We start from the raw sequence: 26,089 nt of genomic DNA, 5'->3' as shown, positions 1-26,089 counted from the left end.
GTGAGAGCCGGGCAGTGAGAGCCGGGCAGTGAGAGCCGGGCAGTGAGAGCCGGGCGGTGGAGGCTGGGCGGTGGAGGCTGGGCGGTGGGGTTTCAGTCGCCGGGGCCGGCGGGGGCGGTGCCGTTGTCGACGAGGACGAACGTCGTGTCGGGGCCGGTGGCGACTGCCTCGACGCCGGTTTCGTCCAGGGCGCGGATGTAGTAGCCCTTGGTGGTCCGGATCGAGTAGGTCGGGCTGCCGTTGTCGGTCTTCCTCAACTTCTCGAAGTCGAACAGCTGGCCCGCCTTGGACGAGTCACAGGGCGCGGCGTCCAGCGTCGCCGAGCCGCTGGTGTTCTCCTTGAGGCCGATGCAGGAAGCTTCGCCGGAAGGGTCAGCCTTCGCCAGGCGGATCTGGTGCTTACCGTCCCGGCCCGGGAGCAGGACGAACAGCCCGCTGCCGGTTTCGCCATCGGTCAGGGCGAGGTGACCCTTGGCGTCGACGTGCAGAATCGACTCGAACGTCTGCACCGGCCGCAGCACAATCTGCCGCTCACCACCCAGGATGCCGCCCGCCCCTCCCCCGTCACCGCCGCCACTATCGCCGCCACCGCTATCGCCGCCACCGCTGTCGTCGCCGCTGCTGCTGTCGCTGTTGTTTTTTGTCGTGTCGACGGCCGGCTTTGAGGTGGCCGGGACCGAGGCCGCCTGGGTTGCCTCAGGTGTTCCCGAGGCGGCTGCCGGGCCGCCTGGCTGGGTGCCGGACGCGGAACCCGAGGCGCATGCGGCCAGGGCGAACGCGGCTGCCGCCGTCACCGCTACTCCGGCAGAGCGGGCGGTCGCGAATCCGTTGGTACGGCGCATGGGACGAACCTCCTCGTCGGATGCTCACCACCCGGCGGCGGCGTGCTCGAAGGCCCATGTTCCAAGCCCGCGCCGCCGGATCGCATCGCCCGCATTCGCCTTGGCACTAACCGGGGAGAACCCTCAACGTGACGGTGCTGCACCGTTGTCGACGAGGACAAACGTCGTGTCGGGAGTCGTGGCGCCGACCGCTTCCACCCCGGTCTCGTCCAATGCCCGGACGTAGTAGTCCTTGTCCGTGTGGATCGCGTAGGTCTGCTTGCCTTCCTGGTTCTTCTTCCCCGCCTCGAAGTCGAACAGCTGCCCCGCTTTCGACGCGTCGCAGGCCACGGCGTCCAGCGTCGCGGATCCGGCAGGATTCTCCTTGAGCCCGATGCAGGCCGGCTTGCCGTTGCCACCGGCCTTCGCGGTGCGGATCTGATGTTTGCCCTCGCGCACCGGGACCAGCACGAACAAGCTCAACGGACTCTCCCCATCGGTCAGCGCGAGATGCCCCCGATCGTCCACGTGCAGCACGGACTCGACCGTCTGCACGGGCCGCAGCACTACCTGCCGCTCCCCCGCGAGAATCGCCGCAGACCCGGTCTCGCTCTTCGCCGTGGGTTCACCGGTCGGCTCCGGAGACGACCCGGTCGACTCCACTGCCACCGGAGAGGAGGACCCCGCCGGACGGCTCGGCGCACCGACGGGATCCGTGGACGGCGTCGTTCCTGAACTGCAGGCCGCCAAGGCGAGCGCGGACCCGGCAGCCACCACGAGGCCCCGGACCGGCCCCACCGCCCGGGCGGAACCTATGACCGGTGCGGAGGCAGGCGCTGACGCGGCCGAGCTCGGGGAAGTCGCGGTTGACGTGGTTCGGGGGGTGGTGACGCGCACGGGGTTCGATCTCCTTGGTTGTCGATCGGGACGCTCGGAGCGACGCCCTCCGTCTCTCCATGCTCGGCGGCGCACTCCACAAAACCTGTCAATCGCCCATCCGTCGAATAACACCCCAATTCGTCGGCCACAAGGACCGGCACAGGAACCCGGTCGTGGAACCCTGGCCGGAACGACCCGGCCACAGAAAGCCGGCCACAGAAAACCGGGCACGGGAAACCGGGCACGGGAAACCGGCCCAGCCTGGGTCGGCGGCCCATCCGGCCCGGCTGGAGAGGCGGACAGGCCAGCATTCAGCTACCAATCCACGAAGGACCGCCCGATGAGGATTGGTCGCCGCGGTCCGCTTGGACTGGCAGCTGAGGGCGAGTAGTTGGGTCGAGACCGGCGCAGGCAGATCGACAGGAGGGCGGCCGGATCAGCAGGAGGGCCGTAGCGGTTGGTCAGGACAGTTGGGCCAGGAGGGCTTTTGCCACCTCGGCGGAGGAGGCGGGGTTCTGGCCAGTGACGAGGTTGCGGTCGGTTTGGGTGTGGGGGGCCCAGGGGGCTGCGGTGCGGACGTCGAGGCCTGCTGCGGTCAGGCGGTCTTCGAGGAGCCAGGGGGCCTGGGTGGCGTTGCCGGCCTGGGTTTCTTCCTCGTTGGTGAAGGCGGTGATGCGGTAGCCGGCGAAGGCGTTGGTGCCGGTTTCGTCGACGGCCGCCAGGAGAGCGGCGGGGCCGTGGCAGACGACGGCGACCGGGGTGCCCGCACGGACGGCGGTGGCGAGGAGTGCGCCGGAGGTGGGGTCGACGGCGAGGTCTTCCATGGGGCCGTGGCCGCCGGGGACGTAGACCGCGGCGTAGTCGTCGAGGTGGACGTCGGTGAGGGCGATGGGGTTCTGGAATTCGGGGGCCTTGGCGATCACGTCGCGCAGGGCGGCATTGTCGCCGGCCAGGCTCGCCTCGTCGACGGGCGACACGACGCCACCGGGAGTGGCGACGACGATCTCGTGGCCGGCCTGCTTGAACAGCTCATAGGGGGTGACGGCCTCTTCGGCCCAGAAGCCGGTGGGGTGCTTGGTGCCGTCCTTGAGGGTCCAGGTGGCGGCGGCGGTCATGATGAAGAGGATTTTTGTCATGGCTCGACGATAGAGCGGGGAGCCATCGGTCGGCCAATAGATGTTGACATGGGTGCCATCAGGATTTTGATAGGTTGGCGGGCGTGAGCGACCTCAACCTCTTGCGTACGTTCCTCGCGGTCTACCGGGCCGGCTCGATCACGGAGGCCGCGAAGCTGCTGGCGATCTCGCAGCCGACGGTGACAGCGCAGGTCAGGGCCCTGGAGCAGCAGCTCGGCGAGGACCTGTTCGTCCGGCTGCCACGCGGCGTGGAGCCGACGCCGTTCGCGCACGGGCTCGCTGTCCGGGTCGCCGCGCCGCTGGACGCCCTGTCCGCCCTTGATGACGCCGCTGCGGTGAGCGCCCGGCCGGTTCGCCTCGCCGGGCCCGCTGAGCTGCTGTGTCTGCGGGTGGCCCCGGCCCTGGCGCCGCTGATCCTGGAGGGCATGGAGATCCGCGTCACGATGGGGCTGACGGATGCGTTGCTGGAGGAGTTGCGTACCGGTCAGCATGATCTCGTGATCTCCACCCAGCGGCCGCGCAGCCGCGCATTCAGCTCTGTGCCGTTCATGGTGGAAGAGTTTGTGCTGGTCGCCGCGCCGCAGTGGGCCTGGCAGGTACCGTCGCCGGCCTTCGAGGACATGCCCCTCATTACCTACGCGGACCACCTGCCGATCGCGCGCCGCTACTGGCGCAGCGCCTTCGGCAAGCAGCTCAACGCCCGTCCCGCCATGACGATCCCGGACCTTCGCGGTGTGCTCTCGGCCACTGTCGCCGGCGCGGGCTGGAGTGTGCTCCCCCGGTTCATGTGTGCCGAGGAACTGGCCACCGGCCGCCTCGTCGAGCTGCACAAACCCGCCGAACCGCCGACCAACACCGGATATCTGGTCCAACGTCCGGGAACAGATGCCGATCCGGGCGTACGCAAGGTGCGTGATCTGCTCCTGGACGCCGCACGCGGCTGGTAGCGATCCGCGCAGCTCTGGCGGATCATGGCCGCATGCTGGTTGCTTTCTCCGTCACGCCGATCGGCGTCTCCGAATCCGTGGGTGACATCGTCGCCGACGCCGTGCGAGCGGTCCGGGACTCCGGGTTACCGAACCGCACGGACGCCATGTTCACCACCATCGAGGGCGAATGGGACGAGGTGATGGCCGTGATCAAGCAGGCTGTCGACGTCGTCGCCGCGCAGGCACCACGGGTCAGCCTGTCCCTCAAGGCCGACATCCGGCCCGGGGTCGTCGACGCGCTGCATGAGAAGGTGGCGCATGTCGAGCGGAGGCTGGCCGAGCAGTGAGACGGCTGGTCATGTGGGACATCGACCGCACACTGCTGCACGGCGGCGGGGTCGCGGGCCGGGCGTGGATGACCGCCTTCACCGCGGTCACCGGCGTCGACTGGAAGATCACGCCGGACTTCGGCGGCCGCACCGATCTGGACATCTGCACCGAGGTGTTCGCCTCGCACGGGGTCACGGACTGCACTCCCGAACGGTTCTTCGAACGGTACATAGAAGAGGTGCACGGAACGCGCCATCTGTTCGCGGAGCAAGGTGCGCTGCTGCCCGGCGTACGCGAAGTGCTGGATGCCCTCGCCGCCCGCGACGACGTCGTGCAGACGCTGGTCACCGGCAAGGTGCCGCAGGTCGCGGCCGCGAAGGTCGAGGCCTTCGACCTCTCCGGTGCCTTCGACGCGCAGGTGGGTGGTTACGGCACCGATGATTCAGTACGCGCAACGCTCGTGCGCCGCTCCCAGGAACGAGCCCAGCAGAAGTACGGCGAGAAGTTCCGCGCCGTGGTGATCGGCGACACCGTGCACGACGTCGCCGGCGCGCTCGCGAATGGCGCTCTCGCCGTCGCCGTCGCCACGGGCGGGAACAGCATGGCCGAGCTCACCCTCGCCGGGGCACACATCGTGCTGCCGGACCTGTCCGACGTCGCGGTCGCGGTCGACGCCATCACAAGCTGAGCCACCCGTCCCGGGCCGGGACAGGGCAGATCCGAGCCGGAACCGGCCGTTCCGGGCCGGGCCGTTCCGGGCCGGGCCGTTCCGGGCCGGGCCGTTCCGGGCCGTTCCGGGCCGGGCCGTTCCGGGCCGTTCCGGGCCGGGCCGTTCCGGGCCGTTCCGGGCCGGGCCGTTCCGGGCCGTTCCGGGCCGGGCCGTTCCGGGCCGGGCCGTTCCGGGCCGAGCCGGGTGCCTCACAGGTTCAGGGTGGCGAGGCGGTCGGGGTCGGCGAGGACGTCGATGGCGGCGATCCGGCCGTTCGTCACGGTGAAGGCCATGATCGACAGGACCTGGTCGCCGGCCCTGATCACCGCGCCGGCCGCGCCGTTGATCAGGGCAGGGTGGGCGATGTTGAAGAACTGGGCGCCGAGCCGGGCCTGGCGGATCACCGCGTCGGGGCCGTTGAGGACGACGGTCTGCCGTTCGCGGGCGGTGCCTCCGTCGGCGCGCAGCACCACGTCGGGGTGCAGGACGCTGGCGAGGCGGTCGAGGTCGCCGTCGCGGGCGGCGGCGAAGAAGGCGTCGACCACCGTGCGCTGAGCGCGTACATCGGGATCTGGGGTGGGGGCCTGACCCCGCACCCGGCGCCGCGCACGGCTGGCGAGCTGGCGTGCCGCGGCGGGTGACCGTTCGATCATCGGCGCGATCTCCTCGAACGGCACCGCGAACATGTCGTGCAACACGAACGCGAGCCGCTCGGCCGGTGTGAGGGTCCCCAGGATCACGAGCAGCGCGACCCCGACCGCATCGGCCAGCAGTACGTCGTGCTCAGGATCCACTCCGGAGGCCGGGTCGACGACCGGGTCCGGCATGATCGGCTCCTCGCGGCGGGACCGGCGGGCGCGGAGCAGGTTCAGGCTGACCCGGGCGACGACGGTGGTCAGCCACGCGGGCACATTCTCGACACCCGCGATCCCGGCCCGATCGGCACGCAGCCACGCTTCCTGCACGGCATCGTCGGCCTCACTCAACGAGCCGAGCATCCGGTACGCGACAGCGCGCAACCGCGCCCGATTGCCCTCGAAGTGCTCGGCCAGGTTCGGCTGCTCCGTCACGTCACATTCCTTCGTCGCCGGGTGTCATCCCCTTGACCCCTGAGCCCCGAAGAATGTGACGGCCGACAACATGACCCCACTCTTTCTCATCACCGGCGGCACCGGAACCCTCGGCCGCCGCGTCCTGCCCCTGCTCGAAGGAGCCGGCCATCTTCGGGTCCTCACCCGCCGCCCACCGCCCGCCACCCTTACCGGCGTGGAAAACATGACCGGCGACCGCGCCGCTCTTACCGGCGTCAAACACGTGCCTGGTGATCCCAGCGGTCTTGCCGGCGTCGAATACGTAGCCGGTGATCTCGCGACGGGTGCGGGCGTCGAACAAGCAGCCCGGGACGTCACAACGGTGTTGCATCTTGCCGGCGGGTCCAGCGGGGACGTGGACAAGGCACGCATCCTCGTCCGGGCCCTCGCGCCCGGAACCCACGTCGTCTTCATCTCGGTGGTCGGCGCGGACCGGGTCCCGGTGGTGAGCCGCGTCGACCGGGCGATGTTCGGCTACTTCGCCGACCAGCTGGCCGCCGAGCGGGTCATCGCGGAATCCGGGCTGCCATGGACAACACTGCGGGCGACACAGTTCCACGACCTGACACTGCTGGTTGCCCGTCAGATGACGAAGCTGCCGGTGATACCCGTCCCGGCGGGAGTGAGGTTCCAGCCGCTGGACGCCGGTCTGGTGGCGACCCGGCTCGTGGAGCTTGCCCTCGGCGCGCCGGCAGGGCTTGTCGAAGACCTCGCCGGCCCGCGCGTGGAGGGAATGGATGCGCTGCTCCGGGCGTACCTGAAAAAGACCGGGCAGCGACGCCTGCTCGTGCCGATGCGGCTGGGCGGCCGGGCCTACGCGGCAATCCGCGCGGGAGCCAACCTGGCCGCCTCTCCGGGAACCGGCCTCACCTGGGACGGGTTTCTGGGAGCGGCAACGGCGCTACCGGGGGACAAGCCCTGAGGAGAAACCCGTCCAGCGCAATTCCGGCGGCAGGTGCGAAAGGTCGTTGAAGAGGACGAGCGCCGGCGGCCGGTCCGGCGTGTAGCGGATCACCGTGAGTGCGCAGTTGGCGGAGTTGAGGCCCAGCCAGCGTTCGGGTGGGGCGCCCAGGGCGTCGCGGACGAACCACGCCACCAGGAAGGCGTGGGTGATCACCAGCTCGTGGGTCTCGATGTCACCCTCGACCGGCTTGGCGAAGCGGTCCAGGGCTTCGGCGGCCCAGCGTGCGCCGTCCGCTCGTTCCTGCGGCGTGTAGCCCTCGAGAGCCGGCGGGACCGGGTCGGGGACGAACGGCACGTAGTCGCCGGCCGCAGCCCAGATCTCGGTGGACGGGGCGTGCACCGCCGCGGCTGTCTCGGCCGCGCGCTGCAGGGGGCTGTGCGTGACGATGGCCAGAGGGACGTCGGAGAGCCGCTCGGCGAGCAGTTTTGCCTGCTCGCGGCCGGTGTCCGTCAGGCCTCCGGTTTCTGCGGCGTCGCCGTGGCGGGCGAGGTAGAGCCAGCGGGTCGCGGTCACTGGATCGCCGCCGACGGGGGTGCGATGGGGTTGGGGATCGCCCCGCCGAAGCGGCGGTCGCGCTGGGCGTAGAGCTCGCAGGCGTACCAGAGGTGGCGGCGGTCGAAGTCCGGCCAGAGGGTGTCCAGATAGACGAGCTCGGCGTACGCGGACTGCCAGAGCAGGAAGTTGGAGGTGCGCTGCTCGCCGGAGGGGCGCAGGAACATGTCGACCTCCGGCACCTCGGGGTGGTAGAGGTAGCGCTGGATGGTCTTCTCGTTGACCTTGTCGGCCTTGAGTTTGCCGGCGGCGACGTCGCGGGCGATCGCGGCGGCGGCGTCGGCGATCTCCGCCTGGCCGCCGTAGTTGACGCAGAACTGCAGGGTGAGCTTCTTGTTGTTCTTCGACAACTCCTCGGCTTCCTGCAGCTCCGAGATGACGCTCTTCCAGAGCCGGCCGGCCCGGCCCGACCAGACGATGCGGACGCCCAGGTCGTTGAGCTGGTCGCGGCGGCGCCGGATGACGTCACGGTTGAAGCCCATCAGGAAGCGGACCTCCTCCGGGGAGCGCTTCCAGTTCTCGGTGGAGAACGCATAGGCGGAGAGGTACGGGATGCCGAGCTCGACGGCGCCCTCGATCGTGTCGAACAGCGAGTATTCGCCCTGCTCGTGACCCTTGGTGCGGGACAGCCCACGCTCCTTGGCCCACCGGCCGTTGCCGTCCATCACGATCGCCACGTGCTTCGGGATCGCGTCCTTCGGCAGGGCGGGCGGTTTCGCGCCGGAGAGGTGCGGGGTGGGCGGACGCGTCACTTCGGGGACTCCCGTCGGTCGACAAGCGGAAGGGCGCGCAGGTTGCGCTCCATGTGCCACTGCAGGTGGGCGGCAACGAGGCCGCTGCACTCACGGCGTACGGAAGGCTCGGTGTGATCCGCGACGGACCAGTCACCGCTCGTCAGAGCTGCCATCAACGCCAGGGTCGCGGGCGCGGGGTGCGCAGCGCCCGGCGGCCGGCAGTCGGGGCAGACCGACCCGCCCGCCGGCACCGAGAACGCACCGTGCGGGCCCGGGGTGCCACAGACGGCACACTCGGAGATCGCCGGCGCCCACCCCGCGAAGGCCATGCCACGCAGGAGGTACGCATCCAGCACGAGCGTCGTCGAGTGCTCCCCCACCGCCAGCGCCTTGAGCGCACCGAGCGTCAGCTGGAACAGCCGCAACGCCGGCTCGCGCTCCACCGGGCTGAGCCGCTCGGCGGTCTCCGCGATCGCGCTGGCAGCCGTGTAGCGCGGGTAGTCCTCGAGGAACTTCTTGCCGAAGAGGTTCACCCCCTCGACCTGGCTGATCGAGTGCAGGCTGCTGCCCACGCCTTCCGGGCCGCCCGCGAGCTGCAGGTCGATGTGACCGAACGGCTCCAGCCGGGCGCCGAACTTCGAGCTGGTCCGCCGCACGCCCTTGGCCACGGCGCGCAGCCGCCCGTGCCGGCGGGTCAGCAACGTGATGATCCGGTCGCTCTCACCCAGCTTCTGGACGCGCAGAACCACCGCGTCGTCGCGGTAGAGCTGACGCTTGTATCCGGTGGGCACCCCGACATTGTGCCCCTTGCGTACGACAGACCCTGACTCGGATCTCAGGGTCATCTCGGGGACAGGTCAGTGGAGGGACCGATAGCCGCGCGGGTACCCGTACTCATAGCGTCTCTCTTATGAACGCGAGCCTGATCCGGCGTACCGGTGCCATCACCCTGATCGCCGCTGCGGCGGCGGCCTCGCTCGCCGGGTGCGACCGCGGCCTCAGCGCCAAGCTGACCTACGACGACACCGAGAAGGTCAAGGTCACCGACATCGTGGTGTCCGGCTCCAGCGGGGACGTGTCGGTCAAGACCGCCGCGATCACCGAGACACGGATCAAGCGGATCGTACGCACGGACGGGCGCGACCCCGGCCAGTCGTACTCGATCACGGGGAGCACGCTGAAGGTCGACACGAGCTGCGGCATGAGCTGCCGGGTCTCGTACGAGATCGAGGCACCCGCCGGGGTGAAGGTGACCGGCGAGCTGCACTCCGGCAACATCTCGCTCGTCGACGTCGGCACCGCGGACGTCAGCGTGAACTCGGGCGAGATCTACCTGCAGCGCATCGCCGGGGCGGTCAAGGCGGAGTCGACCAGCGGCAGCATCACGGCGCACGCGCTCAGCGGCCCGGCCACGCTGAACACCACCTCGGGCAACGTCGAGGGCCTGGAACTCACCGGGGGCAAGCCGATCACCGCCGAGGCCAGGTCGGGCAATGTCGAACTGCACCTGGTCCAGCCCGCCTCGGTGACCGCGAACGCGTCGAGCGGCAACGTCGAGCTCCTCGTGCCGACCGGCAGCTACCGGTTCCGCAGCGAGGTCGGCTCCGGCGAGGTCGAGAGCAACCTGACCAACAGCCCGGCCGCCACGAACTCGATCAGCGTCACCACGGGCAGCGGCAACATCAAGGTCACCACGTTCTAGGCGGGTCCGGTTCAGCCGGCTTTGGTCCCGGCCGGCACCGCGACGTCGGGCACGGCGGGTGATATCGGGGCGTTGCGGGGTTTCTTGCCCGGGAGCAGGCGCAGGGGGCGGTCGCCCGCGGCGTCCTCGGCCCAGCCGAAGAGCAGCACGGCAAGTGTCACCAGGGTGCCGACCACGACCAGTCGCCAGCTGATGCCGTCCCAGCCGCGGGTCGGCAGCCCGTGCGCCTCGCCCCACTTGGTGACGCCCACGATGATCGGCACGTGCCACAGGTAGATCGTCAGGGCTCGGGCGTTGAGGATCGTCACGAGCCTGCCGGAGCGCGCCGCGGTGGCCACCGGGGCGAACCCGAGGGCGATCAGGATGAACCCCGCGGACCAGAGCGCGTTGCCGAGCGGGATGTCGTTCAGGTCGTACCCGCGGGGTCCTGGGTGGGTGAGGAACCAGGCCGCACCGGCCGCGGCGAGCACACCGGCAGCACCGACGAGGACCCTGCGGTTGATCTTGCGCAGCATCCCGTCGTGATGGGCGAACCCGAGCAGCCACGCACCGCCGTAGAGCGCCGCGTCGTGCACGATGGGGTGAACGGTCACCCCGGAGAAAGTGATCACCACGAGCGCCGCGTACGGCACCAGGACCGCGGTCTTCGGGAAGCGCCGGAAGATCGGCAGGACCAGCGGCGACAGCAGCACGAACCACAGGAAGTCCCGCAGGTACCAGGTCGCGCTCAGGGCCATCGCGCCCCACCAGTTCGCCGGCGGGTCCTGCAGCGGGAAGCCCCAGTAGAGGACCTTCCAGTCCCAGGCCAGCCCGCTGAGCAGCATCGCAGGCACCGCGATGGCCGACATCACCCAGAACGACGGCAGCAACCGGCGCAACCGGCGCTCAACGGCGAGCGGCCCCGATCTGTCGATCGAGGCCGCCATCAGCGAGCCGGCCATCGCGAACATCACCGACATCGCGGGCAGGGCGACGGTGAGCGCCGCCCAGCCCGTGCAGTGGTAGACCACCACGCGAACTATCGCGATGGCCCGCAACAGGTCCAGGTACCGATTCCGCATAGTAGATGGCTATATAGCCAGCCATCGAGATTGCAAACCGTCGTGAACAACTCCACAAACCCGTTTGGATTGAACCCCTACCTAGAAGCCCAGGCGACGCAGGAGTTTCGGGTCGCGCTGCCATTCTTTCGCCACTCGAATATGCAGGTCAAGATAGATCTTCCGGCCGAGCAGCGCCTCGATCTCGGCCCGGGCCCGGGTGCCGACATCCTTGAGCCGCGCACCCTTGGTCCCGATCACGATCGACTTCTGGCTGTCCCGCTCGACGTACAGGTTCGCATAGATCTTCGTGGTGTTCCCCTCGACGATCATCTCGTCGACGAGCACGGCGATCGAGTGCGGCAGCTCGTCGCGCACACCCTCCAGCGCGGCCTCGCGGATCAGCTCCCCGATCAGCACCTGCTCGGGCTCCTCGGTGAGCACGTCGTCCGGGTAGAGAGCCGGCGACTCGGGCAGATGACTCACCAGCACATCGACCAGGTTGTCGACCTGATGCCCCGAAACAGCGCTGACCGGCACAATATCCGCGAAGTCGTACAACTTGCTCACCGCCAGCAGCCGCTCCGCGAGCACCGCCGGCCCCACCAGGTCAACCTTGGTCACGACGGCGATCACGGTCGCCTTGAGCTCCGCCATCTCGGCCGAGATGAACCGGTCCCCGGCCCCGACCGCCTCGTCCGCCGGGAAGCAGATGCCGATCACATCGGTCTCGCTCCACGTCTCGCGCACGAGGTCGTTGAGCCGCTCCCCGAGCAACGTCTTCGGCCGGTGCAGCCCCGGGGTATCGACCAGCACGAGCTGGGCATTCTCCTTGTGCAACACGCCTCGGATGACGTGCCGCGTCGTCTGCGGCTTATTCGACGTGATCGCGATCTTCTGTCCGATAATCGCATTGGTCAGCGTCGACTTACCCGCATTCGGCCGCCCGACAAAACACGCAAAACCGGCACGATAAACATCATCAACAGGCTTCGCCGGCGTCGCCACCTTGTGCCGATGCCGCTTTTTCTCGGTACGCACAACAGGCGCCGAAATAGCCTGACCAGCATCCTGACTCGGGGGCAGCTCCACGCTGGAGGTGCTCTCGACCAGCGCCTCAACTGCCGCCGGCCGCCGCTTCGCGTCGCCGCTGCGCTCCTTGGCGCCACCGCGCGCCGCGCTCCCGCCTTCGGCTCCGCTACGCCCGGCCCCACTACGGCCTGCGCCTGCTCCGCTACGCCCGGCTCCGCCTTCGGCGCTACCGCGCCCGGCTACGCCACGCGCCGCGCTCCCACGCCCCGCGCCGCCTTCAGCCCCGCTACGCCCAGCGCCACCGCGACCGGCGCCACCTTCTGTGACACCGCGGGTGGTGCGGCCTTCAACCGCACCGTCGGTTACGCCACGCGCTGCGGCACCGCTTCGCTCCGTGGAGCCACTCCGCGCGCCGCCACGCCCCGCGCTGCCACCCTCGGCCACACCGCGCCCGGCAGCACCGGCCCCGGGTCGCGCGTTTCCGTCACGCCCGGCAACCCGGCGCCCGTCGGCGTCGCGCCCGCTCCTGGTGCTACCCGTGGTCGTCGCACGTCCCCAGGCACCGAACCCGGATTTGCTGGTAGCCGCGCCACGCTTGCCCATCCCGGCCGCACGACGCCCACCGGCACCCGTGTCAGCACCGGCCTCGCCGCCCGCCGCGCCCCGCTTGCCCGTGCCCGAGCTGGAAGAGCCCGAGCCTGTGCCGCGCTTGCCCGCACCGGAGCGGCCCTTCGGCACGCCGGCGCCGCGGGTGGACGATGCCGACCCGCGCTGGCCCGCCTCGATGGCCTGCTCGCGCTTGGCGGCGGCACGCTCGCGGCGGCGCTGGGCGTTGCGTTCCCCGGCAGTGAGCTGCCGATCCGGATCGGTCATCGGATCACCGTTCCCAGCAGCGTGCCGGTCGGGCCGGCGACGTGGATCGGCGCGTCGGCCGTCAGGTCCCGCACGGCCGCGCGGCCGGACTCGTCCAGGGTGTCCGCCTCGGTGGTCACCGCTGCGGCCTCGATCTTGCTGGCGCCGGCGGCCACCGCGGACGCCACCGCGAGCTGGAGTGCGGTCAGTTTCAGGCTCGGGAGCGACACCGTCGCCGCGGCATAGGTGCGGCCGTCCTGGTCGCGTACCGATGCTCCCTCGGCGGCACCCACCCGGGCGCGGGCTCCGCGGGCCAGGGTGACCAGCTTCGCGTCCTCCGCACTGAGTTCGGTGTCCGCGGGGGGAGCTGGAATGGTCTGGTCAGGCATCGGCGTGCTGTCTTTCCTCGGTCTCGGGGGCGTTCTCTTCGCCGTCGGAGTTGTCCGACGGCGTCTCGATGCGACGTACGAGCACCGAGTCAATGCGGTTGCGGCGGCCGGTCGTGCCTTCCGCGATCAGGTGCAGGCCGCCGACGTCGACGGTCGCACCGGGGATCGGCACCCGGCCCAGGGTCTGGGCGAGCAGGCCGCCGACGGTCTCGACCTCGTCCGCGGGCAGTTCCACGCCGAAGATCTCGCCGAGGTCCTCGATCGGCAGCCGGGCGGTGACCCGCACCGCGCCGTCGTCCAGGTGCTCGACCGGCGGGCGCTCGACGTCGTACTCGTCGGTGATCTCGCCGACGATCTCCTCGAGGATGTCCTCGATCGTGACCAGGCCCGCCGTGCCGCCGTACTCGTCGACCACGATCACGAGGTGGGTGCGGGCGGCCTGCATCTCCGAGAGCAGGTCGTCGACGGGCTTGGACTCCGGCACGAACGTCGCGGAACGCATCAGCTCGGCGACCGCGATGGCCGGGGCCTCGGGGTCGCCGTTCTGGGTGCGCCGGATGACGTCCTTCAGGTAGAGCACGCCGAGCACGTCGTCGACGCTCTCGCCGATCACCGGGATCCGCGAGAAGCCGGAGCGCAGGAACAGGAACAGCGCCTGCTGCAGCGTCTTCGGCGCCTCGATCCACACCATTTCGGTACGCGGAACCATCACCTCGCGCGCGATCGTGTCACCCAGCGCGAACACCGAGTGGATCATCTCGCGCTCGCCGTGCTCCACGACGCCGCGCTGCTCGGCGAGGTCGACCAGCTCGCGCAGCTCGACCTGGCTGCCGAACGGCCCCTCGGGGAAACCCTTACCGGGCGTGACGGCGTTACCGATCAGGATCAGCAGCGACGCCAGCGGGTTGAGCACCCGCCCGATCCACCGCACGAGCGGCGCGGTGGCCTTACCCACGGCGTACGCGTGCTGGCGCCCGACCGTGCGCGGCGCGACCCCGACAACCACGAAGCTGACCAGCGTCATCGCGCCCGCGGTGACGAGCGCGGCCCGCCAGCCGACGCCCCAGCTGTCGACGGCGACCAGCGCGACCAGGGTCGTCGCGGTCAGCTCGCAGATGAGCCGGAGCAGCAGCAGAAGATTCAGATGCCGGACGACGTCCCCGGCGACGGCGGCCAGCGCCGCGGCGCCGCGCTGACCCTCACGGGCCATCTCCGCGGCCCGCGCGGGCGAGACGGTGGCGAGCGCGGCATCGGTCATCGACGCCAGCCCGGCCAGGAAGACCAGGATGACCGCGTAGACGATCAGCTGGACGTCGGGCAGCCCCGCGGCGGCGCCCTCGGCCAGCAGGGAGCCGGATCTCAGGGTCGGTAGTGCTGAAGAGGGGTCCATCGGCTAACCGCCGGTCCGCCGCCCGGAGCGCCAGCTCTGCAGCAGCCGTGCCTGCAGGGCGAACATCTCGCGCTCCTCGTCCGGCTCGGCATGGTCGTAACCGAGCAGGTGCAGCACACCGTGCACGGTGAGCAGGTGGAGCTCGTCGGCGGCCGAGTGACCGGCGGTGACGGCCTGTTTCGCGGCCACCTCGGGGGCGAGCACGATGTCACCGAGCAGGGCGGGCTCACCGGTGCCGGCCTCGCCGGGGCCGTGGTCGACGCTGCCCTCGTCCATCGGGAAGGCGAGCACGTCGGTCGGGCCGTCGCTGCCCATCCACCGATGGTTGAGCTCGGTCATGTAGTCGATGTCGACGAGCAGGATCGACAACTCGGCGAGCGGGTTGACCCCCATCTCCTCGAGTGCGTGCCGGGCCACCGCGAGAATCGCGTCGGTCTCGACCTCGACTCCCGACTCGTTGGCGATCTCGATGGACATGTGGTGCTTTACCCCTGATTCGATCGGTCCCATCGCCGGTGGACCCGGCGGTGAAGGTACTCGGTGGTGCGGCCCGGGCCAGTAGAGAACTGGTCCGGGCCGTTACATCTGAAGTTGTCTGCCCTACATTGTGCGCTTCCCGGTGTTTCCGGAGCGTCAACGCCTGCGGTTGGGCCGGCCGGGCACCGCACGCACGGGCTGCTGGTCGTTCTGCTCCAGCTCGGCGTCGTACCGGGCGTACGCGTCGACGATCTCCGCGACCAGCCGGTGCCGGACGACGTCGGACGAGGACAGCTCGGCGAAGTGCACGTCCTCGACGCCCTTCAGGATCTCCCGCACGATGCGCAACCCGCTGGTCGTGCCACCGGGCAGGTCGACCTGCGTGACGTCACCGGTCACCACGATCTTCGCGCCGAACCCGAGCCGGGTCAGGAACATCTTCATCTGCTCGGGAGTCGTGTTCTGCGCCTCGTCGAGAATGATGAACGCGTCGTTCAATGTCCTACCACGCATGTAGGCCAGAGGGGCGACCTCGATCGTGCCCGCCTGCATGAGGCGGGGGATGGTCTCGGGGTCGAGCATGTCGTGCAGGGCGTCGTACAGGGGGCGCAGGTAGGGGTCGATCTTCTCGTTGAGCGTGCCCGGGAGGAAGCCGAGGCGCTCGCCGGCCTCGACGGCCGGGCGGGTGAGGATGATCCGGCTGACCTGTTTGGCCTGCAGGGCCTGCACGGCCTTGGCCATGGCGAGGTACGTCTTGCCGGTACCGGCGGGGCCGATGCCGAACACGATCGTGTTCTCGTCGATGGCGTCGACGTAGTGCTTCTGGCCGAGGGTCTTGGGGCGGATGGTGCGTCCGCGCCGGGACAGGATGTTGAGGGTGAGGACCTCGGCGGGCCGCTCGGTGGTGTTCTGCTCCAGCATCGAGGCCGTGCGGCGCACGGCGTCGACGGTGAGCGTCTCGCCCTTCTCGATGAGCTCGATGAGCTCGGAGAAGAGCCGCTCCGCGGTGGCGTTGTCCGCCGGAGCACCGGTGATGGTGATCTCGTTGCCGCGCACGTGCACGTCGCTCACGAGGGTGCGCTCGACGAGCCGGAGGATCTCGTCCTTGGGGCCGAGCAGGTTGACCATGATCTTCGGGTCAGCGACCGAGATCTTGGTCTGCACCCGAGCGGCAGCGCTGCTGTGTTCGGTGCCGGTCATAGGGGCGGCCGTACGGCCTACGCCACCTGCTCTCTGTCTCGTCTCCGCCTTGACGGCGGCGCGTAAGGATCGCGTGCCATCGTATCCGCTCGGGCACGACCTCGCCGAGGCCATTACCGCCGGTTTCCGCGCCGCTGTGTCGAGACTCTCCCCCAGCTCGTGCGGGATCAGGCCCCCAGCTCGTGCGGGATCGGGGGCGAACGAAGATCAATGCGGCTCAGACGTCGGGGCCGTACGAGACGGGGATGTTGTCGAAGGTCTCCTGGATGCGGGTGAAGCGGTACGTCGCCCAGTGCATCCGGACCACCGCGCCGTCCTCGTCGCGGGTCAGGCGGAGCAGCTCGCCGGCTTCGCGGCCGGAGAGCGTACGCAGCAGGTCGGGGTTCTCGGGAAGCGGCCGGAAGATCGCCGGTGGGCGGTCCACCGGGGCCTCGGCACCGCGGGCCTGCAGCGCGCCGTCGTGCCAGGCGAAGACGAACTGCATGCCCTCGCTCCACCACGGGCCCAGGATCGAGCGGTATTCCGGCGGGGCAGCCGGGCCCGGCTTCCACGGCTGGATCTCCGCCGGGTCCTCCTCCACCGCGATCCGCAACAGCTCGTGGACAAGGTCGTTGATCTCACCGGCCGTGCCCGAGGAGCCGAGGACCGCCGCGCCGAGCGCGCCCGGGTTGCCTTCGCCGCCGCGACGGCCGTAGACACCCGCGAGGAAGCCGGGCATCGCGCCGTCATGGCCGACGTGCACGACCCGCTTGCCCTGCGGGACCAGGATCAGGCCGAGGCCGAAGCCGCCGGACCAGAGCGTCTCGTCGGTGGTGGTGAGCGGCCAGCGCATCTCGTCGAGGCTGGCCGGGGCGAGCACCTGTGCGCCGGGGTCGATGATGTCGGGGCTGGTCAGGAACGCCGCCCAGCGGGCCATGTCACCCGCCGTGCTCCAGATCTGGGCGGCCGGGGACGCCCCGCCGAGTTCGAGCTGCGGTTCGGGGCGGGCGGTGTCGGAGTAGGCGTCGACCAGGTAGCCGACGGCCGCGTCGGCCGTGGGCTCGACGGTGGTCGCGCTGAGGCCGAGCGGGTCGAGGATGCGTTCTCGCAGGACCGAGTCCCAGGTGCCACCGCGCAGTGCGGCGACGAGCTGGCCCAGGACGGCCAGGCCGAGGTTGGAGTAGTGGAAGCGGCGGCTGTTGGGCAGCACCCGCTCGGCCCGGGCGAGGTCGTCGAGGAGCTGCCGGTCACCGGGGGCGATGAGGGTGTCCCAGACGTCGCCGTGCGGTTCGCGCTGGAAGCCCGCGGTGTGGGAGAGCAACCGGCGGATCGTCGCGGTGCCGTGGGCGGGGACGTCGAGGTGCGCGGAGATCGGGTCGTCGAGGTCGAGCAGGCCGTCGTCGCGGGCCTGCAGGACCAGCACCGCGGTGAATGTCTTGGTGACCGATCCGATGCGGAAGCGGCTGTCGTCGTCCAGCGGGTGGGCCTCGTTGCCGGAGTCACCGACGGTGAATGTCCACGGGTCACGGTCCGCGCGGTACAGGGCGGCGGAGAGCGCGGGCACTCTTCCGTCGGCCTGGGCACGTCGGGCTGCCCGTTCGAGGCGTCGCTGGGCGAGGATCAAGCGTTCGGAAGTCACCGCGATGATCCTAGAGCGGCGACTTACGCGTACGTAGGATCATGCCCGTTACCACGGATGGGAGCGCTTCCATGACTGATGAACTGGTCAAGCAGTTGACCCTCGAGGAGAAGGTGTCGCTGCTCGCGGGGCAGGACTTCTGGTCACTGCCCGCGATACCGCGCATCGGGCTGCGCTCGTTGGTCATGTCCGACGGGCCGATCGGCGTACGCGGCACGGGCTGGGCGCCGGACGACCCTTCGATCGCCCTGCCCTCCCCCACGGCGCTCGCCGCGACGTGGGACCCCGCGATGGCGCGTACGGCGGGTCGATTACTCGGCCAGGAGTCGCGGCGCAAGGGCGTGCACGTGTTGCTGGGACCGACGGTGAACCTGCAGCGCACGCCGCTGGGCGGGCGGCACTTCGAGTGCTACTCCGAGGATCCTCTGCTGTCCGGCGAGATCGCGGTGGGTTTTGTGCTCGGCGTCCAGGACCACGGCGTGGGCACCACGGTGAAGCATCTGGTCGGCAACGACTTCGAGACCGAGCGGATGACCGTCGACGTACGTATCGGTGCGCGCGCGCTGCGCGAGGTCTACCTGGCGCCGTTCGAGCGGGTCGTGCAGGCCGGCGGCTGGGGCGTGATGAGCGCGTACAACGGCGTCAACGGGCTGTCGATGGCGTCGAACGGGCCGCTGCAGTCGGACGTGCTCAAGGACGAGTGGGGCTTCGACGGGGTCGTCGTCTCCGACTGGCGCGCGGCGAGGGACACGGTGGGTGCCGCGCTCGGCGGTCTCGACATCGCCATGCCGGCCCTGGAGAACCCGTGGGGGGACAAGCTGGTCGCGGCGGTCCGCTCCGGCGAGGTGGCCGAAGAGCTGATCGATGACAAGGTACGCAGGGTGCTGCGGCTCGCTGCCCGGGTCGGTGCCCTCGGCGCTGCCACGGAACCGTACGTGGAGCAGCTCGACGGCGACTCGGTGGCGCACGATCTGGCCGCCCGTTCGTTCGTGCTCGCACGCAACGAGCACTACGCGCTTCCGCTCGAAGCCGCGGCGCTGACGAAGATCGCGGTGATCGGGGCGCTCGCCACCGACGCCCGGGTCCTCGGCGGCGGCAGCGCGCAGGTGACCCCGCCGCACGTGATCTCCCCGTTCGAGGGGCTGAGCCGCGCACTGCCGGGCGTCGACGTCGTGCACGCCGTCGGTGCCGATCCGCGGCCGTTCCTTCCGGCGCTTCCGCAGCCCACCGAGGTGACGCTGCTCGGCGCGGGCCACCGTTTCGAGGTGCCGGCGGCGGCGGTCCGGTGGATCGGTGACCTGCCCGGCGCGATCGCCCCCGCCGAGGTGACCGGGCTCGAACTGCGGACCATGTTCACCCCCTCGGAATCCGGTGAGCACACGTTCGCGGTTTCCGGGTTCGGCAGCTTCGAGCTGGTGGTCGACGGGCACAACCTCTACGTGGGCACGCTGCACCCCCCGGGCACGGGACGGGCCGACCTGCTGTTGTCGCCCCGCGAGCATCGGGCGATCGTCGAGCTGGCTTCGGGCGTACCCGTGGAAGTGGTGCTGCGGCAGATCATCCAGCCGGGGCTGGCGCACACGGTCTCCGCGACGCTCGGCCACCAGGGTCCTGGGGTTTCCGCCGACGGCATGATCGACGAGGCGGTGGCACTGGCCCGCGAATCGGATGTCGCGATCGTGGTCGTGGGCACCACCGAACAGGTCGAGTCCGAGGGCTTCGACCGCACGTCACTGGCGCTGCCGGGCCGGCAGGACGAGCTGGTCGTACGCGTAGCCGCGGCCAACCCCCGCACGATCGTCGTGGTGAACGCGGGCTCGCCCGTCCTCCTGCCCTGGGCGAACGACGTCGCGGCGATCGTGCTCACCTGGTTCCCCGGCCAGGAGGCGGGCGCCGCACTCGCCGATGTGCTGCTCGGCGTCCAGGAACCCGGCGGAAGGCTGCCGACCACCTGGCCGCGCCGGGAACAGGACTGCCCGATCTTCGCGGTCCAGCCCCGTGACGGGGTCGTTTCCTACGACGAGGGCGTCATGATCGGCTATCGCGCCTGGGACCTCACCGGCGTGCCACCGCTGTACGCGTTCGGGCACGGGCTGGGCTACACGACCTGGACCTACGAGACACTCGCGGTAACAGCGACCGAGGCTGTGGTCACCCTGACGAACACGGGCGCACGCACAGGGCGTGAGATCGTCCAGGTGTACGCGGGCCCGAGCGGCGAAGCACCCTCAGGTGTCGGTCCGCGGGGTGTGCTGCCGGGGCGCCCGCAACGCTGGCTCGCCGGTTTCGTCCCGGTCACGGCGCACCCGGGCGAGACCGTCACCGTGCGGATCCCGCTGCCCGAACGGACCTGGCAGGTCTGGGACGAGGGCTGGCACACGGTGCCGGGCGCGTACGCGATCACTGCCGCCCATGCCCTCGACGATCCGCGTCTCACCGCGACGCTGTCGCTGTAGGCCCGCCAACGACGCAGGCCGGCAGTCAGCCGGCCTGCGTCGTGCTTGCCTGTTCCCGGCCGACGATCAGCCGGCCCGCGTCGTGCTTGCTTGTTCCCGGCCGGTAGTCAGCCGGCCGGCGCGTGCTTGTTGTTCCTGGCCGACGGTAAGTCGGTCTGCGTCACGGTGAAGTCGAGGCCCTTGTCGGGGTCGTTGGTCCACGTGACGCTGAAGCCGGGCCAGTCACCTTCGAGCTTGCCGTCGGCGGCGACCGTGGTGGTCATCCGGTCGCTGAGTGCGCCCGGGATGCTCAGCGTGCTGAACACGCAGTTCAGGCCGTCCTCGCTGAGACCGACCGGGAACTTCTTCCCGGCGCCGCTCACATTCAGCGTCTTGTTCTTGTCGGAGAGCTTGAGGAACTGCTGCTTGCCCTGGTCGCACTTGCTGACCGCGGTGAGCAGCGGGTCCGCCTCGGACTCGGCGACGGGTGCCGGGGCCTGGGAGTCCTCGCCGATCAGGCGCGGCACGAGCACCACGCCGAGGGCGACGATGAAAACCGCGAGAAGCACCCAGGGAAGGGGACTTCGCTTTCGCGGGGTCGAGGAAACGGTTTCGTGGGGGTGGGTCATCACACGTCCTTGAGCGTCGAGGGGGAGGGATCAACGCGAGGGCTGAGTTTCCTCTGAGTGACGACCAAGAACAACATCCGTGAACGCAGTTCGTCTGAACGGATGAGTCGACATTGGAAGTTAGGTCGATCTTCACCCCCTTGCGCCGGAAAACCGCAGGCCGGGCACCTAACGCTCGTTACGTTGCTTCGACGCCCGCCGATGCCCGATGCATTCTGTGAAGCTTTACCGGCAGACCCCCACTGACCAGCAAATATCACTCCGTGACCGCCCGGTCACAACAAACTTTGCCGCCGCGGCGGCTCACGGATGGGCCGTCACGCCATGCCCGAACCAACCCGAATCCCCCGCGAAGGCAACCTCGAGGGGGTACCGGCCGATTTCGCGCCGGTCGTCGCCGCGGCACGGACGAGGATCGCCTCGACCTTCGGCCCGGAACGCCTGCACAGTGCATACATTTACGGCAGCATTCCACGCGGCACGGCTACACCCGGCGTCTCCGACCTGGACCTCATGCTGGCGCTGCGCGAGGAGCCAGGGGAGAAGGAGCGCGCTGACGCGCGTACGTTGGAAATAGATCTTGATCGGTACTTCCCGCAGATCGACGGAGCCGGGATCCTGCTGTTCAGTACGCGAACCCTGCTGAGCGATCTCGAACGTCACGATCTCGGATTTTTCACCGCGTGCCTCTGCACGCCGCTGGTGGGCGACGACCTCGCCGAGCAGCTACCGGCCTACTTCCCCACGTCGCTGCTGGCCCGGGAGACGAACGGGGATCTGGGGCTGGTCCTCCCCGAATGGCGGCGCAGGCTCGCCGTCAATGACCCGGCGCTGAGTCGCGTGCTGGCCCGCCGGCTGATCCGCACCGGGTTCACGCTGGTCATGCCGCGATGGGGCAGCTGGACCAGCGACCTCGAACGATCCACCGACATCTTCGCCGGTTACTACCCCGACCACGCCGGGCAGATGCGTGACGCGTTGCGGGTGGCGCGGAACCCTGCCGGGGACCACACCACCCTCCTCACGCTCATCGACGAGCTCGGCGAATGGCTCGCCGCCGAATACACCCGGGTGCACGGCACCAAGACACCACGGACCTGACCCCACCGGCCGCGGGCCGAGCCGCGACCTGGCCGCGGGTCAAGCTGCGGCCGGAGCTCGGGTCAAGCTGCGGCCGGAGCTCGGGTCAAGCTGCGGCCGGAGCTCGGGTCAAGCTGCGATCAATGCCGGCGCCGTGCGACGGGTGACCACCGAACCGAGGATCTCGCCGACTCGGATCGCCGTGTTGGAGAGCAGCGCGGAGGTGATGCCGTGCGTGTGCTCCGTACCCCCCTGCAGGTAGATGCCCACCCGCAGGCGCGGGTCGGTCGCCGCGCGGTAGTCACGCTCCACCTTCGGCCGTCCCTGGGCGTCACGGTGGCAGAGGGCGGCCACGTCACCGAGCACGGCGTACGGGTCAGCCTGGTGGTAGCCCGTCGCGCAGACCACCACGTCCGCTTCGAGGGTGCTGGTCTCGCCCGTCACCAGCGACTGAATGCTGGCAACCGCGCCCGATGGGCCGTCCGCGACGCCCGTCATGCGGGAGACGTTGATCATGCGGAGGCGTTCGCGGCCGAGAACCTTCTCCTGGTACTGGCGGCGGTACAGGTCGTTGATGAGGTCGATGTCGACGACCGAGTAGTTCGTGTTGCTGTGATAGTCCATCAGCTGCCGCTTGACCTCCTCGGGGGCGCTGAAGAACTCGTCCACCGCGTCCGGGTCGAAGATGCGGTTGGCGAAGGAGCTGTCGTCGGCCGGCGAGTAGCCGTACCGGGAGAAGACCGCGCAGACCTCGGACTCGGGGAATTCCGTGTGCAGGGTGGCGACGGCCTCGGCCGCGCTCTGGCCTGCACCCACGACGATGAAACGGCGGGGACGGGTTCCTCGCACGAGCGGGAGCTTGTGCAACAGGTCGCTGGTGTGCCAGATCCGGTCCGAGGCGGTGACGCCCTCGGGCAGCCGGGGACGCAGACCCGTGCCGATGACCAGGTTGCGGGCCCGGTGGGTGGTGAGCCTGCCGCCCTGGCGGGACAGTACGTCGACCGCGCCGACCTCACCGCGGGCATCCTCGACCGGGGTCACCGACAGCACCTCGGCGTCATAGGTGGCCTGGTCGGCGACCTGCTCGGCGGCCCACGTGAAGTAGTCGTGGAACTCCGCACGCAGCGGGAACAGGTTCTTGTGGTTGATGAAGTCGATCAGCCGTCCGCGACTGTGCAGGTAGCGCAGGAAGCTGAATTCGCTGGTCGGGTTGCGCAGGGTCACCAGGTCCTTGAGGAACGAGACCTGCATGGTGGCGTCGTCGAGCAGCATCCCGCGATGCCATCCGAAGGAGGCCTGTCGCTCGAGGAACCGTGTGGAGACCGGGGAACCGCCGGCGCCGTTATGTTCCGACACCGCGAGAGCCAAGGCCAGATTGGACGGGCCGAAGCCGATCCCCACGACATCGAGTTCAGGTTCAGACATGTCCGTCCCTCCACGGCGGGGCCGTTCTGACCCCGGATTTCGGTTAGCCTAACCTAAGCCCAGACGCTCAAGTCCACGGTGTCGGATGAGGAGATATTCATGCGGGTCGTCATGTTCGGCTTCCAGACGTGGGGGCACCGAACCCTGCAAGCCCTGCTGGATTCGGAGCACGACGTCGCCATGGTGGTAACCCACCCGCGCGGTGAAGGTGCTTACGAGAAAGTCTGGTCGGACTCCGTCGAGGAGCTCGCGCGCGAGGCCGGCGTGCCCGTCATGGTCCGCGAACGGCCGGACGACGAGGAGCTCTACGAAGCCCTCAAACAGGTCGCGCCGGACGTCATCGTCGCCACCAACTGGCGCACCTGGATCCCGCCGCGCATCTTCACACTGCCGGCTTTCGGGACGCTCAACGTGCACGATGCGCTGCTCCCGGCGTACGCGGGATTCTCGCCCCTGATCTGGGCCCTGCTCAACGACGAACCCGAGGTCGGCGTCACCGCGCACATGATGGACGACACCCTCGACGCCGGACCGATCGTCCTGCAGCGCGCCGTCCCGGTCGGCCCCGAGGACACCACCACCGACCTGTTCCACAAAACGCTGGAGCTCTTCGGCCCGATCACCGTCGACGGTCTCGCCGAGATCGCCTCAGGCCGCAGGGACTTCGTGCCGCAGGACCGCTCGAAGGCCAGCTTCTTCCACAAACGCTCCGAGGAAGACATCCGCATCGACTGGACCTGGACCGCCGAGGAGTTGTCCCGCCTGGTCCGTGCCCAGTCAGCGCCCTACCCGCAGGCTTTCTGCTTCCACAAACAGCAGCGCCTGGAGATCATCTCCGCCCGCGTCTCCGAGGCCGTCTACGGCGGCACCCCGGGCCGCATCTTCTACCGCGAGGGCGACGGGGTCGCGGTTGTCGCCGGCGCCGAGGCCCGTCGCGGCCGCAGCAAAGCCCTTTTGATCACCAAGGTACGCACGGAGGACGGCACGGAGCTGGCCGCCCACGAGTACTTCACCACCATGGGCGGCTACCTCACCAGCCGGCCTTCGCCTGAGTAGGAACGCAGGCCGCACTCAGTATTCGCCCCCGCGGGACTTCGGTATTTCCCCGCGGGGGCCTCAGTAACGGCCGCCTTCCGGGGCAGGCAAGGCGTTCAGCTCGGCGAGTTCGGCCTCTCCGAGGATGACGTCGGCGGAACCTGCGTTGTCGGTCAGGTACTTCGGCGTCTTGGTGCCGGGGATCGGCACGACGTACCGGCCCTGCGCGAGCACCCAGGCAAGCGCAACCCTTGCGGGGCTGGACCCGATCCGCTCAGCAACCGCGCGCACCTGGCCGACGATCTCCAGGTTGGCGCGCAGCGCGTCCTGCTGGAACCGCGGCAGCCCGCGCCGGAAGTCGTCCTGCGGCAGGTCATCGAAGGAAGCGAACCGGCCGGCCAGGAACCCCCGCCCGAGCGGCGAGAACGGTAAGAACGCGATGCCCTGCTCCGCGCAGTAAGGCAGCACGTCGTCGAGCGCGTCCCTGGTCCACAGCGACATCTCGGACTGCACGGACGCGACCGGGTGCACAGCCTGCGCCCGCTTGATCTCCTCGACGCTCACCTCGGAGAGCCCGATCAGCCGCGCCTTACCGGCCGCGACAACCTCGGCCATGGCGCCCCAGGTCTCCTCGATCGGCACGGCGGTGTCGACGCGATGCAGCTGGTAGAGGTCCACATGATCGGTGCCGAGCCGCTTCAGGCTGTCGTCGATCGACGTGCGGACGTGTTCCGGGCTCCCGTCGCGCACCAGCCCCGCGGTGCCCGCCGAGAGCAGGCCGACCTTGGTGGCCAGCACGGCCCGGTCACGCCACCCGCCGGCCAGGGCCTTCCCGACCAGTTCCTCGTTGGTGAACGGCCCGTACACGTCGGCCGTGTCGATCAGCGTCATCCCGAGATCGATCGCCTGATGAATGACCGAGATCGATGTCACATCATCCCGCGTGGCACCCAGGTCGTACGCATGCGTCATCCCCATGCACCCCAGACCGACGACGCCGACCTGTGGACCCTTACTACCGAGTGTTGTGGTCCTCACCGCAGTTCCCCCTCGAGCAAGCCCATCGTCAGCTCGTCGAACCACTCCCCGTCCCTGCGGAAGCAGCTGCGAAGCCGACCTTCAACAACAAAGCCCACCTTCTCGTACGCCCGCTGCGCCCGCTCGTTCGCCGCGACGACGGTCAGAGAGATCTTGTGCAGCCGCATCTTGTCGAATCCGTAGCGGCACACCGTGCGCACGGCATCGGTCCCGTACCCCTTGCCCCAGTGGTCTTTCTCACCGATGTAGATATCCATCTTGGCGCAGCCCAGTTCAGGCTCGGCATCGCGCAACACGATCAGCCCGATGAGTGTCTGCCCGGCAAGCGTCTCGATCCCGAAGAGCACATTGCCGTACTCGTTCCGCGGCCGCTCCTCGAGCCAGGCACGCGTACGTTCCAGCGGTTGGGCATAGTTCTCATGCATCCACCGCATGACCACCGGATCGTGGTTCCACCGCCACAGAGCCTCGGCATCCGAAGGCCCCATGGCCCGCAACTTCACCAACTCGCCGAATACATGCATCCAGCGATCTTCACGGCACCGTCAAGCCACCGCCAGCGACTTTCCCCGATCAGGCCGGGATTCCCTCTTGTCCGGACC

26 protein-coding genes are annotated in these 26,089 nt (G+C 69.5%); 8 read left to right on the top strand and 18 right to left on the bottom strand.

What is annotated here, in order from left to right; translation table 11 throughout:
* Positions 1–92: 92 nt before the first annotated feature.
* From Aco04nite_RS19940 to Aco04nite_RS19930, 3 genes are all read right to left on the bottom strand, one after another.
* Positions 93–842 carry a hypothetical protein gene (locus Aco04nite_RS19940; protein ID WP_212998748.1) on the bottom strand — a complete coding sequence of 250 codons (750 nt, stop codon included), beginning with the start codon at positions 840–842 and terminating at the stop codon, positions 93–95.
* 123 nt (positions 843–965) lie between these two features.
* Positions 966–1,490, bottom strand: a complete 525-nt coding sequence (locus Aco04nite_RS19935) for a hypothetical protein (RefSeq protein WP_212998747.1) — start codon at positions 1,488–1,490, stop codon at positions 966–968.
* 671 nt (positions 1,491–2,161) lie between these two features.
* Positions 2,162–2,836 (bottom strand): type 1 glutamine amidotransferase domain-containing protein, encoded by a 675-nt coding sequence (locus Aco04nite_RS19930; RefSeq protein ID WP_212998746.1) that lies wholly within the window; start codon positions 2,834–2,836, stop codon positions 2,162–2,164.
* Positions 2,837–2,919: 83 nt separating this feature from the next.
* Between Aco04nite_RS19930 and Aco04nite_RS19925 the strand changes: the two genes are divergently transcribed.
* From Aco04nite_RS19925 to Aco04nite_RS19915, 3 genes are read left to right on the top strand one after another with little or no spacing between them, the layout of a single operon-like run.
* Entirely contained in the window at positions 2,920–3,783 is an 864-nt protein-coding gene (locus Aco04nite_RS19925; RefSeq protein WP_212998745.1) for a LysR family transcriptional regulator, read from the top strand.
* Positions 3,784–3,815: 32 nt separating this feature from the next.
* A complete protein-coding gene (locus tag Aco04nite_RS19920) occupies positions 3,816–4,112 on the top strand; it encodes an MTH1187 family thiamine-binding protein (RefSeq protein ID WP_212998744.1) in 297 nt (98 codons plus the stop codon).
* A complete protein-coding gene (locus tag Aco04nite_RS19915; RefSeq protein WP_244876133.1) occupies positions 4,109–4,783 on the top strand; it encodes a haloacid dehalogenase-like hydrolase in 675 nt (224 codons plus the stop codon). The genes Aco04nite_RS19920 and Aco04nite_RS19915 overlap by 4 nt, the downstream gene beginning before the upstream one ends.
* Before the next feature lie 230 nt (positions 4,784–5,013).
* Here the strand turns inward: Aco04nite_RS19915 and Aco04nite_RS19910 are convergent, their stop codons facing one another.
* Positions 5,014–5,874, bottom strand: a complete 861-nt coding sequence (locus tag Aco04nite_RS19910; RefSeq protein WP_280519357.1) for a sigma-70 family RNA polymerase sigma factor — start codon at positions 5,872–5,874, stop codon at positions 5,014–5,016.
* Between the two features lie 70 nt (positions 5,875–5,944).
* Here Aco04nite_RS19910 and Aco04nite_RS19905 point away from each other — a divergent pair, with 70 nt between their 5' ends.
* Positions 5,945–6,817, top strand: coding sequence for an SDR family oxidoreductase (locus tag Aco04nite_RS19905; protein ID WP_212998743.1), 873 nt, complete (start codon positions 5,945–5,947; stop codon positions 6,815–6,817).
* Here the strand turns inward: Aco04nite_RS19905 and Aco04nite_RS19900 are convergent.
* From Aco04nite_RS19900 to recO, 3 genes are read right to left on the bottom strand one after another with little or no spacing between them, the layout of a single operon-like run.
* Entirely contained in the window at positions 6,797–7,372 is a 576-nt protein-coding gene (locus tag Aco04nite_RS19900; protein ID WP_212998742.1) for a histidine phosphatase family protein, read from the bottom strand. The genes Aco04nite_RS19905 and Aco04nite_RS19900 overlap by 21 nt on opposite strands.
* A complete protein-coding gene (locus Aco04nite_RS19895; RefSeq protein ID WP_212998741.1) occupies positions 7,369–8,163 on the bottom strand; it encodes an isoprenyl transferase in 795 nt (264 codons plus the stop codon). Before Aco04nite_RS19895 ends, Aco04nite_RS19900 begins: the two co-directional genes overlap by 4 nt.
* A complete protein-coding gene (gene recO / locus Aco04nite_RS19890; protein WP_212998740.1) occupies positions 8,160–8,936 on the bottom strand; it encodes a DNA repair protein RecO in 777 nt (258 codons plus the stop codon). The genes Aco04nite_RS19895 and recO overlap by 4 nt, the downstream gene beginning before the upstream one ends.
* Positions 8,937–9,055: 119 nt before the next feature.
* Between recO and Aco04nite_RS19885 the strand changes: the two genes are divergently transcribed.
* The gene (locus Aco04nite_RS19885) at positions 9,056–9,847 is read left to right on the top strand and encodes a DUF4097 family beta strand repeat-containing protein (RefSeq protein ID WP_212998739.1); all 792 of its coding nucleotides are present in this window, start codon (positions 9,056–9,058) and stop codon (positions 9,845–9,847) included.
* Between the two features lie 11 nt (positions 9,848–9,858).
* Here Aco04nite_RS19885 and Aco04nite_RS19880 read toward each other — a convergent pair whose 3' ends face one another.
* From Aco04nite_RS19880 to Aco04nite_RS19850, 7 genes are all read right to left on the bottom strand, one after another.
* The gene (locus Aco04nite_RS19880; protein WP_212998738.1) at positions 9,859–10,908 is read right to left on the bottom strand and encodes an acyltransferase family protein; all 1,050 of its coding nucleotides are present in this window, start codon (positions 10,906–10,908) and stop codon (positions 9,859–9,861) included.
* Between the two features lie 81 nt (positions 10,909–10,989).
* The gene (era, locus tag Aco04nite_RS19875; protein WP_212998783.1) at positions 10,990–11,895 is read right to left on the bottom strand and encodes a GTPase Era; all 906 of its coding nucleotides are present in this window, start codon (positions 11,893–11,895) and stop codon (positions 10,990–10,992) included.
* An 893-nt stretch (positions 11,896–12,788) separates the two neighbouring features.
* Entirely contained in the window at positions 12,789–13,160 is a 372-nt protein-coding gene (locus Aco04nite_RS19870) for a cytidine deaminase-like protein (protein WP_212998737.1), read from the bottom strand.
* Positions 13,153–14,550, bottom strand: coding sequence for a hemolysin family protein (locus Aco04nite_RS19865; protein WP_212998736.1), 1,398 nt, complete (start codon positions 14,548–14,550; stop codon positions 13,153–13,155). Before Aco04nite_RS19865 ends, Aco04nite_RS19870 begins: the two co-directional genes overlap by 8 nt.
* A gap of 3 nt (positions 14,551–14,553) precedes the next feature.
* Complete coding sequence (gene ybeY, locus Aco04nite_RS19860; RefSeq protein WP_203841384.1) at positions 14,554–15,027, bottom strand: rRNA maturation RNase YbeY; 474 nt, start codon at positions 15,025–15,027, stop codon at positions 14,554–14,556.
* 156 nt (positions 15,028–15,183) lie between these two features.
* The gene (locus tag Aco04nite_RS19855; RefSeq protein ID WP_212998735.1) at positions 15,184–16,227 is read right to left on the bottom strand and encodes a PhoH family protein; all 1,044 of its coding nucleotides are present in this window, start codon (positions 16,225–16,227) and stop codon (positions 15,184–15,186) included.
* Positions 16,228–16,444: 217 nt separating this feature from the next.
* Positions 16,445–17,845 carry a serine hydrolase domain-containing protein gene (locus Aco04nite_RS19850; RefSeq protein ID WP_244876132.1) on the bottom strand — a complete coding sequence of 467 codons (1,401 nt, stop codon included), beginning with the start codon at positions 17,843–17,845 and terminating at the stop codon, positions 16,445–16,447.
* Positions 17,846–17,916: 71 nt separating this feature from the next.
* On the opposite strand from Aco04nite_RS19850, the gene Aco04nite_RS19845 reads away from it, so the two are divergent.
* Positions 17,917–20,301, top strand: a complete 2,385-nt coding sequence (locus Aco04nite_RS19845) for a beta-glucosidase family protein (RefSeq protein WP_212998734.1) — start codon at positions 17,917–17,919, stop codon at positions 20,299–20,301.
* Positions 20,302–20,408: 107 nt separating this feature from the next.
* On the opposite strand, the gene Aco04nite_RS19840 is transcribed toward Aco04nite_RS19845, so the two are convergent.
* The gene (locus Aco04nite_RS19840; protein WP_212998733.1) at positions 20,409–20,849 is read right to left on the bottom strand and encodes a hypothetical protein; all 441 of its coding nucleotides are present in this window, start codon (positions 20,847–20,849) and stop codon (positions 20,409–20,411) included.
* Between the two features lie 384 nt (positions 20,850–21,233).
* On the opposite strand from Aco04nite_RS19840, the gene Aco04nite_RS19835 reads away from it, so the two are divergent.
* A complete protein-coding gene (locus Aco04nite_RS19835; RefSeq protein ID WP_212998732.1) occupies positions 21,234–22,010 on the top strand; it encodes a nucleotidyltransferase domain-containing protein in 777 nt (258 codons plus the stop codon).
* 108 nt (positions 22,011–22,118) lie between these two features.
* On the opposite strand, the gene Aco04nite_RS19830 is transcribed toward Aco04nite_RS19835, so the two are convergent.
* Complete coding sequence (locus Aco04nite_RS19830; protein WP_212998731.1) at positions 22,119–23,414, bottom strand: lysine N(6)-hydroxylase/L-ornithine N(5)-oxygenase family protein; 1,296 nt, start codon at positions 23,412–23,414, stop codon at positions 22,119–22,121.
* A gap of 99 nt (positions 23,415–23,513) precedes the next feature.
* Here Aco04nite_RS19830 and Aco04nite_RS19825 point away from each other — a divergent pair, with 99 nt between their 5' ends.
* Complete coding sequence (locus Aco04nite_RS19825; RefSeq protein WP_212998730.1) at positions 23,514–24,470, top strand: methionyl-tRNA formyltransferase; 957 nt, start codon at positions 23,514–23,516, stop codon at positions 24,468–24,470.
* A gap of 60 nt (positions 24,471–24,530) precedes the next feature.
* On the opposite strand, the gene Aco04nite_RS19820 is transcribed toward Aco04nite_RS19825, so the two are convergent.
* Both Aco04nite_RS19820 and Aco04nite_RS19815 read right to left on the bottom strand, forming a co-directional pair.
* On the bottom strand, positions 24,531–25,487 hold the full coding sequence (locus Aco04nite_RS19820; protein ID WP_212998729.1) for an aldo/keto reductase: 957 nt from the start codon (positions 25,485–25,487) through the stop codon (positions 24,531–24,533).
* Entirely contained in the window at positions 25,484–26,011 is a 528-nt protein-coding gene (locus Aco04nite_RS19815; protein ID WP_212998728.1) for a GNAT family N-acetyltransferase, read from the bottom strand. The genes Aco04nite_RS19820 and Aco04nite_RS19815 overlap by 4 nt, the downstream gene beginning before the upstream one ends.
* Positions 26,012–26,089 lie beyond the last annotated feature (78 nt).

Source organism: Winogradskya consettensis (genome assembly GCF_018332715.1).
GTDB lineage: Bacteria > Actinomycetota > Actinomycetes > Mycobacteriales > Micromonosporaceae > Actinoplanes > Actinoplanes consettensis.
The sequence above is the reverse complement of the archived record's forward strand: the minus strand, read 5'-3'. Positions and strand labels throughout refer to the sequence as shown.